Raw genomic sequence first — 12807 nt, forward strand, 5'->3', positions numbered from 1 at the left:
AATGGCGGTGACCGGGACAGGGACAATGAGGTCCGTTCGGCGTGGCGCAAGTCACACCGGCGGACCTTTTTTCGTTTCGGCACCGCTACGGCAATGACGACGGGCGGCGCAGGCAGGACACCGCGCAATGCGTCGCAAATCAGACAAAGGAAACACCATGAAGAAGCTCAAATTGGTAATGGTCGGCAACGGCATGGCCGGGGTGCGCACGCTGGAAGAGCTGCTCAAGCTGACCCCGGAGCTGTACGACATCACCGTGTTCGGTGCCGAACCGTACGCCAACTACAACCGCATCCTGCTGTCGCCGGTGCTGACCGGCGAACAGACGCTGCCGGAAATCATGCTCAACGATGTCGACTGGTATGCCGAGCACGGCATCACCCTGCATCTGGGCAAGGAAGTGGTGGAGATCGACCGCGGCCGCCGCATCGTGCGCGCCGCCGATGGCACCACCGCCGAGTACGACCGCCTGCTGCTGGCCACCGGCTCCAATCCGTTCATCCTGCCGGTGCCGGGCAAGGAACTGGACGGCGTGGTCACCTTCCGTGATATCCACGACGTCAACACCATGATCGATGCCGCGGCCAACCATCAGCACGCGGTGGTGATCGGCGGCGGCCTGCTGGGGCTGGAAGCGGCCAACGGTCTCGCCGCACGCGGCATGAAGGTGACCGTGGTGCACCTCGGTGAATGGCTGCTCGACCGCCAGCTGGATCGCACCGCCGCCGCCATGCTGCAGGACACGCTGCAGGAACGCGGCCTGAACTTCCTGCTGCAGAAGCAGACCGCCGAGCTGGTCGCCGGCAGCAGCGGCCGCGTCGCCAGTGTGCGCTTCAAGGACGGCGAGGAAGTGCCGGCCGATCTGGTGGTGATGGCGGTCGGCATCCGCCCCAACTTCAGCCTGGCGGAACAGAGCGGCATCTACTGCGACCGCGGCATCGTGGTCAACGACTTCATGCAGACCTTCGACCCGCGCGTGTACGCGGTGGGCGAGTGCGTCAGCCACCGCGGCGTCAGCTACGGCCTGGTGGCGCCGCTGTTCGACATGGCGAAAGTGGTGGCCAACCATCTGGCCAACTTCGGCATCGCCCGCTACGTGCCGGCGGCCACCAGCACCAAGCTGAAGGTGACCGGGGTGGACCTGTTCTCTGCCGGCAACTTCATGGGCGGTGACGGCCACGAGGAAATCACGCTGTCCGATCCGGTCGGCGGCATCTACAAGAAGCTGATCGTCAAGGATGACAAGCTGGTTGGCGCCTGCCTGTACGGCGACACCGCCGACGGCGGCTGGTACTTCCGCCTGATCCGCGAAGGCCACGCCATCCACGAAATGCGCGAACAGCTGATGCTGGGCGAGGGCGCCATCGGCGACGTCGGCCACGCCGGCCAGAACCGCGCGATGGGCATGAGCGACGACGCCGAAGTGTGCGGCTGCAACGGCGTGTGCAAAGGCAGCATCGTCAAGGCGATCCAGGAAAAGGGCCTGTTCACCGTCGACGAGGTGAAAAAGCACACCAAGGCGGCCAGCTCCTGCGGCTCCTGCACCGGCCTGGTGGAGCAGATCCTGATCAACTGCGTCGGCGGCGCCGCCGACGTGAAGCCGAAATCGGAAAAGGCGATCTGCGGCTGTACCGACCTCAACCATGGCCAGGTGCGGCAGGCGATCCGCGAGCAGCACCTGACCTCGCTGGCGGACACCTTCACCGCGCTGGACTGGCGCTCGATGGACGGCTGCAGCAGCTGCCGTCCGGCAATCAACTACTACCTGATCTCCAGCTGGCCGGGCGAGGCGAAGGACGATCCGCAGTCGCGCTTCATCAACGAACGCGTGCACGCCAACATCCAGAAGGACGGCACCTACTCGGTGATCCCGCGGATGTGGGGCGGCGTCACCAACCCGTCCGAGCTGCGCCGCATCGCCGATGTCGCCGACAAGTACGACATCCCGATGGTGAAGGTCACCGGCGGCCAGCGTATCGACCTCCTGGGGGTGAAGAAGGAAGACCTGCCGAAAGTGTGGGCCGACCTGGACATGCCGTCCGGCCACGCCTACGGCAAGAGCCTGCGCACGGTGAAAACCTGTGTCGGCAGCGAGTTCTGCCGCTTCGGCACCCAGGATTCGACGCAGATGGGCATCGATCTGGAACACGACCTGTTCGGCATGTGGAGCCCGGCCAAGGTCAAGCTGGCGGTGTCCGGCTGCCCGCGCAACTGCTCCGAGGCCGGCATCAAGGATGTGGGCATCATCGGCGTCGATTCCGGCTGGGAGCTGTACATCGGCGGCAACGGCGGCATCAAGACCGAGGTGGCCGAGTTTCTGTGCAAGGTGAAAACGCACGACGAGGTGATGGTGTACAGCGGCGCCTTCCTGCAGCTGTACCGCGAGGAGGCGTTCTATCTGGAGCGCACCGTGCACTACCTGCACCGCGTCGGCATGGAATACATCAAGCAGCGGGTGCTGGCCGACGAGGCTGGCCGCAACGAGCTGTACGCACGGCTGAAGTTCGCGCTGACCTTCGAGCAGGACCCGTGGGCGGAGCGCACCAAGGGTGGTGTCGCCCGCCACGAGTTTGAAGCGCTGAGCATCGAAACGGTTACCGCCTGAACCGGCGACTTGTCCATCGGCCACGGCAGCCACCGCGCCGCCGTGGCCACCACCAAAAGGATCACACCATGAGCCGCAACTGGAAAACCATCTGCCAGCTGAACGACATCCCGGCGCAGGGCGCCCGCGTGCTGAAGCGTGACGACGGCGACGACATCGCCATCTTCCGCACCATCGACGACCAGGTGTTCGCGCTGGTCGACAAGTGCCCGCACAAGGGCGGGCCGCTGTCGCAGGGCATCGTCTCCGGCCGCACCGTGACCTGCCCGCTGCACAACTGGAATATCGATCTGGCCACCGGCCAGGCCTGCGCGCCGGACGAGGGCTGTAGCGGCCACATCCCGGTGAAGCTGGAAGCGGGCGCCATCTTTCTGGCGCTGGACTGAGCATTGCATCAACAAGGTTGGCCGCAAGGAGACTAGAACATGACTGAAACAACGGGACACCACCACACCGTCTCCTCCATCTGCTGCTATTGCGGCACCGGCTGCGGCGTCGAGATCACCACCGACGGTAGCCGCGTGCTGGCGGTGACCGGCGACGGCGCCCATCCGGCCAATTTCGGCCGCCTGTGCAGCAAGGGCCGCACCCTCGGCGACACCACCGGCCGGCCATCGGCACGGCTGTTGCGGCCAACCTTGCGCCTGTCCAAGGACGAGCCGGCGCAGGAAGTCAGCTGGGATAGCGCGCTGGAGGCGGTCAGTGCAAGGCTTGCCGACACCATCCGCCAGCACGGCCCGGATTCGGTCGGCTTTTACCTGTCCGGCCAGCTGCTGACCGAGGACTACTACCTGTTCAACAAGCTGGCGCGCGGCCTGGTCGGCACCAATAACGTCGACACCAACTCGCGGCTGTGCATGTCCAGCGCCGTCACCGGCTACAAGCTGACGCTGGGCGCCGACGCGCCGCCGGCCTGCTACGACGACTTCGATCACGCCGAGTGCGTGCTGATCGCCGGCTCCAACATGGCCTTCGCCCACCCGGTGCTGTTCCGTCGCCTGGAAGACGCCAAGGCGGCCAACCCGGCGATGAAGATCATCGTCGTCGATCCGCGCCGTACCGACACCGCCAGCATCGCCGACCTGTACCTGCCGGTGCTGCCCGGCACCGATGTGGCGCTGTTCCACGGCATGCTCAACGTGATGATCTGGGAAGAGCTGATCGACCGCGCCTTTATCGAACAACATACGGAAGGGTTTGCCGTGCTCAAGCGGCGGCTGCAGGAATTCACCCCGCGCGCCGCCGCCGAGCTGTGCGGCATCAGCGAGCAGGATCTGGTCACCGCCGCGCGCTGGTTTGCCAAAAGCGCGGCCACGCTGTCCTGTTACACCATGGGTCTGAACCAGTACAGCAACGGCAGCGACAAGAACGCGGCGCTGATCCACCTGCACCTGGCTGCCGGCCACATCGGCCGCCCCGGCTGCGGCCCGTTTTCGCTGACCGGCCAGCCCAACGCGATGGGCGGGCGCGAGGTCGGCGGTCTCGCCACCGCCTTGCCCGGTCACCGCGAGCCGGGCAATGCCGCACACCGCGCCGAAGTGGCGGCGTTGTGGGGTGTGCCGGCGCTGCCGGCCACGCCGGGGCTGGCGGCGGTGGAACTGTTCGAGGCTGCGGCCGCCGGCAAGATCAAGGTGCTGTGGATCGTGTGCACCAACCCGGCGCAGTCGATGCCGGAGCAGGCGCTGGTGCGCGCCGCGCTGGAAAAGGTGGACTGCGTGATCGTGCAGGAAGCGTTCAACAGCAGCGAAACGCTGGCCTACGCCGACATCGTGCTGCCGGCCGCCACCTGGCCGGAGAAGGACGGCACCGTCACCAACAGCGAGCGCCGCATCAGCCGCGTGCGCGCCGCGCTGCCGGCACCGGGGCAGGCGCGCGAAGACTGGCGCATCGCCGACGACGTGGCGCAAAGGTTGGCCGCAAGCCTGGCGCCGGAGCGGCTGCCGGCCTTCGGCTTTGTCGATGCCGCCGCGGTGTTCGCCGAGCACGCCACCACCACCGCCGGCCGCGATCTGGACTACAGCGCACTCAGCTACGCGCTGCTGGACGAGCGCGGGCCGCAGCAGTGGCCGTTCCGCGACGGTCACGGCACCGCCCGGCTGTACGGCGACGGCGTGTTCGCCACCGCCAGCGGCCGCGCGCAGTTTGTCGATGTCGCCTGGCGCACGGTCAGCGACAAGGTGTCGGCACACTTCCCGCTGCGCCTGACCACGGGCCGCCTGCGTGACCACTGGCACACCATGAGCCGCACCGCGCTGGTGCCGGCACTGACCCGTCACGTGGAAGAGCCGCAGCTGGCGATGCACCCGCGCGACCTGCAGCGCCAGCGCCTGAACAGCGGCGACCTGGTCAAGGTGCGCAACAAGCGCGGCGCGATCTACCTGCCGGTGGTGGCCGATGACAAGCTGCGTCCCGGCGTGGCCTTCATCCCGATGCACTGGGGCGGCGCCGCACTGGGCGGGCAGGGTATCAACGCGCTGACCACCCGCGTAGGCGATCCGCTGTCGCGGCAGCCGGAGCTGAAGCACGCCGCGGTGGCGGTGGAAGCGGCCAGGCTGCCGTGGCGCGCCACGCTGCTGCTGAAGGGCGACGCGCTGGCGGCACGGGCGCGGCTGGACGCGTTGCGCGCGCTGTTCCCGTATGCGGTGGCGGTGCCGGTGATGCTCGGCGGCGTGGAGGCGCTGCGGCTGCGGCTGGCCGCCAGCGCGGCACCGGACGCCGCCGTGCTGCAACAGCTGGCCAGCGTGCTGGAGCCGGCCGGCAGCCTGTCGGCGGCGCTGGACGACCCGGCGCGCGGCATCCTGCGGCGGGTGTGGCTGCAGGCGAAACAGCCGCTGGGCTTCGTGCTGGCCGGCGACGTGCGCGCCGACGAGGCGCTGAGCAGCTGGCTGGACGGCGGCTCGGCACCGGACAGCCTGTCGGCGCTGCTGACCGGGCAGGCGCGCGGCGCGGTGCGTTCGCGCGTGGTGTGCTCCTGCGAAGGCGTGCGCGAGGATGCGATCTGCGCCGGCATCGCCAAGGGGCTGGACGTGGACGGGCTGAAGCGCGAGCTGCGCTGCGGCACAGGCTGCGGCTCCTGTGTGCCGGAGCTGGTGCGCATGGTGGCGGCGTAATAGCGCTGGTTTTGCGATATTTGGTTATAAAACATTGGTCTAATCGAACTTTTTGTTTCAGGTATGGTGGCCGGCAGGGTTAGGAACGTATTCACGATCTCGCGAGCCAAAGTCAGACAAGGCGGGATTGGCCAAAAAAGCGCAGTTGACACGAAGTCAATGAGCATTTTTTGGCCAATCCCAACGCAGGATCACGAAGGCGCAGCAGATTGTGATCAGGTTCTAACAGGCCGCACACGCAAAGGAAATCTCATGAACGGCAAGGTATGGTTAATCGGCGCAGGTCCCGGCGATGCGGAGTTGCTGACCCTGAAGGCGCTGCGCGTGCTGCAGTCCTGTGACACCTGGCTGGTGGATGATCTGGTCGGCCGCGACATTCTCGATTTTGCCCGCCCCGGCACCCGCATCGTGCACGTCGGCAAGCGCGGCGGCTGCAAGTCGACGCCGCAGGCCTTCATTCTGCGCCTGATGGCGCGTTACGCACGGCAGGGCAAGACCGTGGCACGGGTGAAGGGCGGCGATCCGTTCATCTTCGGCCGCGGCGGCGAGGAGTGGGCGTGGCTGGCGGAGCGCGGCGTGGACGTGGAGGCCGTCGGCGGCATCACCGCCGGTCTTGCCGTCGGCCCGGCGCTGGGCCTGCCGCTGACGCACCGCAGCGTCGCCCGCGGCGTGGCGCTGGTCACCGCGCACACCGTGGACGGCTCGCGTCCGGACTGGCAGGCGCTGGCGGCATCACAGCTGACCGTGGTCTGCTACATGGGCATGAGCGATGTCGAGGCGCTGGCCAGCGAGCTGATCGCCGCCGGCTTTGCCGCCAGCCTGCCGGTGGCGGTGGTGCACCGCGCCGGCTGTGCCGAGCAGCGCCACATCGTTACCCGATTGCAAACCCTGGCCGCCGATGTGGCGCGCAGCGGCCTGGCCAGCCCGGCGGTGATCGTGCTGGGCGAGGTGGCGGCACTGGCGCAGGTAACGGTGGCCGAGCAGGCGTGGCCCATCGCGGTGTAAGACCCTGGCGGGTGGCTGGCAATTTAGTGGCCTGAAAATGATATTTGCGGCAATGTTGCTGCAGATTTGGCGGCTTGTCGGTGTCGATGCTGTGAAAAAGCAGGCTTTATGTTAGGTTTATGGCTTGTTTGCCACCCGATCCAGACAAGAGAGAAACAGGAAAACTATGTTCCAGCATGTCGAAGCCTACGCCGGCGACCCGATCCTGACCCTGGTTGAAACCTTCAACAAGGACACCCGCAATCCGAAAGTCAACCTCGGCATCGGCCTGTACTACGACGAGGAAGGCCGCATTCCGCTGCTGCCGTCGGTGCAGAAGGCCGAAGCCGCGCGCGTGGCCAGTGCCGGTGCACGCTCCTACCAGCCGATGGAAGGCGCCGCCAACTACCGCACCGCGGTGCAGCAGTTGCTGTGGGGCGCCGGCCACGAAGCGGTAACCGCCGGTCGCATTGCCACCATCCAGACCATCGGCGGCTCCGGCGCGCTGAAGATCGGCGGCGATCTGCTCAAGCGCTACTTCCCGGGCAGCGAAGTGTGGGTCAGCGCGCCGACCTGGGACAACCACCGCGCCATGTTCGAAGGGGCCGGCTTCGTGGTGCACGACTACCCGTACTACGACGCCGCCACCGGAGGGGTGAAGTTCGACGAGATGATCGCCTGCTTCCAGGCGCTGCCGGCCAAGACCATCGTGCTGCTGCACCCGTGCTGCCACAACCCGACCGGCGTCGATCTCTCCAATGCCCAGTGGGAGCAGGTAATCGAGGTGGTGAAGCAGCGTGACCTGCTGCCATTCATGGACATCGCCTACCAGGGCTTCGGCGACAGCCTGGAGGATGACGTATTTGCCATCCGCGCGATGACCGCCGCCGGCGTCAGCTTCTTTGTCAGCAACTCGTTCTCCAAGAACCTGTCGTTCTACGGCGAGCGCTGTGGCGGCCTGTCGGTGGTGTGCCACGATGCCGAAGAAGCCGGCCGCGTGTTGGGCCAGCTTAAGGCCACCGTGCGCCGCAACTATTCCAGCCCGCCAACCCACGGCGGCCAGGTGACCGCCATGGTGATGACCGAGCCGGCACTGCGCGCCGAGTGGGAAGGCGAAGTGACCGAGATGCGCGAGCGCATCAAGGCGATGCGCCAGAAGCTGTACGCGGTGCTGTCGGCCAAGGTGCCGGGCCGCGATTTCAGCTACTTCATCAAGCAGCGCGGCATGTTCAGCTACACCGGGCTGACACCGGAGCAGGTGGATCGCCTGCGCGAAGAGTTCGCGGTGTATCTGGTGCGCTCCGGTCGCATGTGCGTGGCCGGTCTCAACAGCCGCAACGTGGAATACGTTGCCGATGCGATGGCGGAAGTACTGAAAGCCTGATTGCGGCCAACCATGGCTTGCCAAAACGCCCCGTGTGGTCACGGGGCGTTTTTTATTGCGCACTTATTTGTGGTGTGTCTTTTTTCATGGCATGCCTCGGGCTTGGTACTGGCGTGCCGGCTCTGCTAAGCTGTTTGGCATGGACTGCCGCCGGGCGGTGGTACGCAGAGTGGTCATCGCCGCTCGTCTTGGGGTGTTTGTCAACGTCACAACAAGGAGTCGTCACATGGCAGGTTGGTTCGAATTGAGCAAAAGCAGCGACGGGCAGTTCCGTTTTGTGCTGAAGGCGGGCAATGCGGAAACCATTCTCAGTAGCGAGCTGTACCACACCCGCGCCGCCGCGGAGAGCGGTATCGCCTCGGTGCAGGCCAACAGTCCGCTGGAGGAGCGTTACGAGCGCAAGACCGCGACCAACGGCAAGGCGTTTTTCAATCTCAAGGCCGGCAATCACCAGGTCATCGGCAGCAGCCAGATGTACAGCAGCGAGGCGGCACGCGATAACGGCATCGACAGCGTCAAGACCAACGGTGGATCAACCACGATCAAGGATCTGACCGGCTAAAGCGCGGACACGGGGTGCCGGACGTTTCCGGTGCCGCTGCGCCGACGCTGATGTGGTCACAAAAAACGCCGTTCCCGCTACAGCGGGAACGGCGTTGTTGCGTCACGCTCAGGCTTATTGCGCGGCGGAAGCGTCGCTGGCCGGCTTGGCCACGCCGGCCCACTTGCCGCCTTCCAGGCGGTACAGGGTCACGGTGCCGTTCTTGATGTCGCCGTTGCTTTCAAAGGCGATCGGGCCGGTCACGCCCTGCAGCGAAGTCTTGCCGACTTCGGCCAGGTATTTCTTCGGGTCGGCGGAGTTGGCGCGTTTCATCGCATCGATCACCACGCGGGTGGCGTCGTAGGTGTACGGCGCGTAGGCCTGGATTTCGCCGTTGAAGCGCGCCTTGTACTTGGTGTTGAACTCGGTGTAGCCCGGCATCAGCTCTTTCGAGGCGCCGGCGCTGGAGGCGTAGGCACCCTCACCATCCTTGCCCGCCAGCTTGGCGAACTCGGCAGTGTTGACCCCGTCGGCACCCATGAATACCGCGGTGATGCCCAGCTTGCGCATCTGCTTCACCAGTGGGCCGGCTTGTGCGTCCATGCCGCCGTAGAAGATCAGTTCCGGCTTCTCGCCCTTGATTGAGGTCAGGATCGCCATGAAGTCGGTGGCGCTGTTGGTGGTGTATTCGCGCTTGACGATGGTGCCGCCGGCCGCTTCGGTGGCCTTGGCAAAGTCGTCGGCCAGGCCCTGACCGTAGGTGGTGCGGTCGTCGATGACGGCGATGCGTTTCGACTTCAGCTCGGTTACCGCGTACTTGGCCAGCGCCTGACCCTGTTGCAGGTCATTGGCGATGATGCGGAAGGTATTGTTGTAGCCTTGCTCGGTGAATTTCGGGCTGGTCACCGAGCCGGCGATCATGGTGATGCCGGCATCGTTGTACAGGCGCGAGGCCGGGATGGCGGCGCCGGAGGTCAGGTGGCCGATCACGGCGGCAACGCCGGCGTCGACAAAGCGCTGCGCAACCTGGGTGGCGACTTTCGGGTCGGCCTGGTCATCTTCGGAGACCACTTCAAAACGGACCGGCTTGCCGTCCAGGGTCAGTTTTTCCGCGTTGGCTTCTTCTGCAGCCAGCTGTACGCCATTGTCGGCGTCACGGCCCCAGTGTGCGAACGGGCCGGTCAGCGGGTTGGCGGAGCCGATCTTGACTACGTGTTCCTGCGCGGCAGCGGGGGCGCTGGCGGATGCGTCTTGCTGTGGTTCGGCATTGTTGCAGGCGGCCAGCGTCAGTGCGGCCGCGGCGATAGCGGAGAGGCGATATGGATTCATGGTGAAAACGTGTCCCTGTTCCTCATAAGCGGGAACATTGTGTTTGTAAAATGCAGGTGGTTTTATGGTCAGCCGAACCGGGCCCGGTTCGGGCGCCTGTTGTCGTGACATTGTGTCCGGACCGCGCGGGGTGGTGGCAGTCGTGGAGACAAAGGGGAGCGGCGACTGGATACAATCGACGTGTTGCAATGATCTTAAATGCTGCATTGCGATATGGCAAGCATAAAAAATGGCGCCCGTCAGGGCGCCATTTTTACGTACAACAAGCTTGTCAGATCAGCTTACTTGGCTGGGCCGCCAACAGTGGAAACCACTTCCCACTTGCCGCCTTTAACCTGGTAAACGGTGACTGCGCCGTTCTTGATGTCGCCTTTTTCGTCAAAGGAGATCTCGCCGGTTACACCAGTCATCTGGGTCTTGCCCACTTCCGGCAGGTAGACCTTAGGATCGGTCGAGCCGGCACGTTTCATGGAGTCAACCAGGACTTTCACAGCATCGTACTCGTAAGGAGCATAGATCTGTACATCGGTGTTGAACTTGGCTTTGAACTTGTCGTTGAATGCCGCGAAACCTGGCATCTTGTCGCGTGGCACGCCGCAGCTGGAGGAGTACTGACCTTCAGATGCTTCGCCGGCCAGTTTGATGAACTCCGGAGTCTGCCAGCCGTCGCCGCCCATCAGCTTGGCCTTGATGCCCAGACGCTGCATCTGCTTGGCCAGTGGTGCTGCCTGTGCGTCCATGCCGCCGTAGAAGATCACGTCAGGCTGAGTCGATTTGATCGAGGTCAGAATGGCGTTGAAGTCGGTGGCGGTGTTGGTGGTGAACTCGCGCTTGGAGATCGCGCCACCTTTGGCTTTAACTGCTTTTTCGAATTCGTCAGCCAGACCCTGGCCGTAAGCGGTACGGTCGTCGATGATGGCGACTTTTTTCGCTTTCAGGTTGTCCACGGCAAACTCACCCAGTGCCTTGCCTTGCTGTACGTCGTTGGCAATCACACGGAAGGTGGTCTTGTAACCTTGCTTGGTGTAGTCAGGGTTAGTCGCGGAAGGGGAGATCTGCGGGATGCCGGCATCGGAGTAGATCTTGGATGCAGGGATGGTGGTACCGGAGTTCAGGTGACCAACCACGCCGACAACCTGGGCATCAACCAGACGCTGTGCAACCTGGGTACCGATTTTCGGGTCAGCCTGGTCATCTTCGGAGACCAGTTCAAACTTGACTTTCTTGCCACCGATCTCGACGCCTTCGGCGTTCAGGTCTTCAATGGCCAGACGCGCGCCAAATTCGTTGTCTTTGCCCAGGTGAGCAATCGGACCGGTCATTGGCGATACTTGACCGATTTTGACTACCACTTCACCGCCGGCATCGGCCGCGGCAGCGGAAGCATCAGCAGCTGGTTGTTCTTCTTTGTTGCCGCAGGCAGTCAGTGCGATGGCGGCTGCTGCAAAGAGGCTAAGGCGTGCGAATTTATTCATCTTGTGTTTCCCCTGATCTTAGTCATGTGACTTGTAAGATCCGCTCAGTTCTTTTGGAAAGAGCAGATGCGGACTGATTATGCGTAGCACCCTATGCAGTGTCAACGAAGTTTGATTTCACCAGTTTGGAGATTGTCGGACACGTCAAAGGTTATGACATATTTGCTGCACTGCATTGGTCAGATTGCCAGGCGGATAAAGTATAAAATGAACAATGGCGCACCATGTTGGTGCGCCATTGGGGTGAAAAAATCGCTTTTGCTAGCCGTTTGCGCCTGAATCTTGCGCACGCTGAAAACGCAGCACCGGATCATCCGGTGTTGTTATCCAGCCACCAAGATGCTGCTGTACCAGTGCTGTCAGTGCATTCAGCCAGTTTGGATCTTCGTTGAGGCAGGAAATATAGCGGTATTCGCCACCGCCGTTGGTCAGGAAAATCTCCTTGCCTTCCATGGCGATCTCTTCCAGCGTCTCCAGGCAGTCGCCGACAAAGCCGGGGCACATCACGTCCAGTTTTTGCGTGCCGGCCTTGGCCAGTGCCGTCAGCGTGTCGACGGTATAGGGCTTGAGCCACTCCGCCTTGCCGAAGCGGCTCTGGAATGCCACCACATACTGTTCCTTGCTCAGCTGCAGCCGCTCCGCCAGCAGGCGGCCGGTTTTCAGGCATTCACAGTGATAAGGGTCGCCCTTGTCCAGCGTGAAACGCGGCACCCCGTGGAACGACATCAGCAGCTTGTCGCCACGGCCGTTTGCCTGCCAGTGCGCTTCCACCTGTCGCGCCAGCGCCTCGATATAAAGTGGGAAGTCGTGGAAATGGCGCACGGTGCGGATTTCCGGCATGTTGCGCATGCGCAGCAGGCTGCGGAATACCTCGTCCAGCGCGGTCGCCACCGAAGAACCGGCGTATTGCGGATACAGCGGCACCACCAGCAAGCGCTCGACTCCCTGTTCACGCATGCCGCGCAGCACGCTGTCGACCGACGGATTGCCGTAGCGCATCGCGAAGTCGACCACCACATGCTCCAGTCCGGCGGCCGCCAGCTGTTCGGCCAGCAGTCTGGTCTGGTTGCGGGTATGGACCAGCAGCGGTGAGCCCTCGCTGCTCCAGATACTGGCGTACTTCTCGGCGCTCTTGCGCGGGCGCAGGTTGAGAATGATGCCGTTGAGGATCAGCCACCACAGCGCCTTCGGGATTTCGATCACGCGCTGGTCGGACAGGAATTGCTTGAGGTAGGGGCGCAGGGCCTTGGCGGTCGGCGCCTCGGGGGTGCCGAGGTTGATCAGCAGCACGCCGGTCTTGGGGGTGTAGCTGTGGCGGAAAGCCGGTTCTGCGAGCGGTGCGGCCATGTTTTGTCCAGTACAAATAATAAGGGTGAAGC

At 64.0% G+C, this 12807-nt stretch carries 9 protein-coding genes; 6 read left to right on the forward strand and 3 right to left on the reverse strand.

Annotation, left to right across the window (positions count from 1 at the left end; translation table 11 throughout):
- The first annotated feature begins 157 nt into the window (after positions 1 to 157).
- From nirB to ACG97_RS00240, 6 genes are all read left to right on the forward strand, one after another.
- A complete protein-coding gene (gene nirB, locus ACG97_RS00215) occupies positions 158 to 2605 on the forward strand; it encodes a nitrite reductase large subunit NirB (RefSeq protein ID WP_047965306.1) in 2448 nt (815 codons plus the stop codon).
- Between the two features lie 68 nt (positions 2606 to 2673).
- The gene (gene nirD / locus ACG97_RS00220; protein ID WP_047965307.1) at positions 2674 to 2991 is read left to right on the forward strand and encodes a nitrite reductase small subunit NirD; all 318 of its coding nucleotides are present in this window, start codon (positions 2674 to 2676) and stop codon (positions 2989 to 2991) included.
- Positions 2992 to 3030: 39 nt separating this feature from the next.
- Entirely contained in the window at positions 3031 to 5715 is a 2685-nt protein-coding gene (locus ACG97_RS00225) for a nitrate reductase (RefSeq protein ID WP_047965308.1), read from the forward strand.
- Positions 5716 to 5967: 252 nt separating this feature from the next.
- Positions 5968 to 6720 (forward strand): uroporphyrinogen-III C-methyltransferase, encoded by a 753-nt coding sequence (gene cobA, locus ACG97_RS00230; RefSeq protein WP_047965309.1) that lies wholly within the window; start codon positions 5968 to 5970, stop codon positions 6718 to 6720.
- Positions 6721 to 6886: 166 nt separating this feature from the next.
- The gene (locus ACG97_RS00235; RefSeq protein ID WP_047965310.1) at positions 6887 to 8083 is read left to right on the forward strand and encodes an amino acid aminotransferase; all 1197 of its coding nucleotides are present in this window, start codon (positions 6887 to 6889) and stop codon (positions 8081 to 8083) included.
- A gap of 226 nt (positions 8084 to 8309) precedes the next feature.
- A complete protein-coding gene (locus ACG97_RS00240) occupies positions 8310 to 8645 on the forward strand; it encodes a YegP family protein (protein WP_047965311.1) in 336 nt (111 codons plus the stop codon).
- 114 nt (positions 8646 to 8759) lie between these two features.
- Here ACG97_RS00240 and ACG97_RS00245 read toward each other — a convergent pair whose 3' ends face one another.
- The 3 genes from ACG97_RS00245 to hemH all read right to left on the reverse strand — a co-directional run bounded on the left by ACG97_RS00245 (position 8760) and on the right by hemH (position 12775).
- Entirely contained in the window at positions 8760 to 9953 is a 1194-nt protein-coding gene (locus ACG97_RS00245; protein WP_047965312.1) for a branched-chain amino acid ABC transporter substrate-binding protein, read from the reverse strand.
- A gap of 281 nt (positions 9954 to 10234) precedes the next feature.
- Positions 10235 to 11428, reverse strand: a complete 1194-nt coding sequence (locus ACG97_RS00250; RefSeq protein WP_047965313.1) for a branched-chain amino acid ABC transporter substrate-binding protein — start codon at positions 11426 to 11428, stop codon at positions 10235 to 10237.
- Between the two features lie 261 nt (positions 11429 to 11689).
- Complete coding sequence (hemH, locus tag ACG97_RS00255; RefSeq protein WP_047965314.1) at positions 11690 to 12775, reverse strand: ferrochelatase; 1086 nt, start codon at positions 12773 to 12775, stop codon at positions 11690 to 11692.
- Positions 12776 to 12807: the final 32 nt, after the last annotated feature.

Source organism: Vogesella sp. EB (assembly GCF_001037925.1).
In the GTDB taxonomy this organism is placed as follows: Bacteria; Pseudomonadota; Gammaproteobacteria; order Burkholderiales; family Chromobacteriaceae; genus Vogesella; species Vogesella indigofera.

Coding starts and splice junctions, on each gene's coding strand:
- hemH (WP_047965314.1), bottom strand. CDS start 12,775: ATGGCCGCACCGCTCGCAGAACCGGCTTTCCGCCACAGCTACACCCCC.
- cobA (WP_047965309.1), top strand. CDS start 5,968: ATGAACGGCAAGGTATGGTTAATCGGCGCAGGTCCCGGCGATGCGGAG.
- ACG97_RS00235 (WP_047965310.1), top strand. CDS start 6,887: ATGTTCCAGCATGTCGAAGCCTACGCCGGCGACCCGATCCTGACCCTG.
- ACG97_RS00245 (WP_047965312.1), bottom strand. CDS start 9,953: ATGAATCCATATCGCCTCTCCGCTATCGCCGCGGCCGCACTGACGCTG.
- nirB (WP_047965306.1), top strand. CDS start 158: ATGAAGAAGCTCAAATTGGTAATGGTCGGCAACGGCATGGCCGGGGTG.
- ACG97_RS00225 (WP_047965308.1), top strand. CDS start 3,031: ATGACTGAAACAACGGGACACCACCACACCGTCTCCTCCATCTGCTGC.
- ACG97_RS00240 (WP_047965311.1), top strand. CDS start 8,310: ATGGCAGGTTGGTTCGAATTGAGCAAAAGCAGCGACGGGCAGTTCCGT.
- nirD (WP_047965307.1), top strand. CDS start 2,674: ATGAGCCGCAACTGGAAAACCATCTGCCAGCTGAACGACATCCCGGCG.
- ACG97_RS00250 (WP_047965313.1), bottom strand. CDS start 11,428: ATGAATAAATTCGCACGCCTTAGCCTCTTTGCAGCAGCCGCCATCGCA.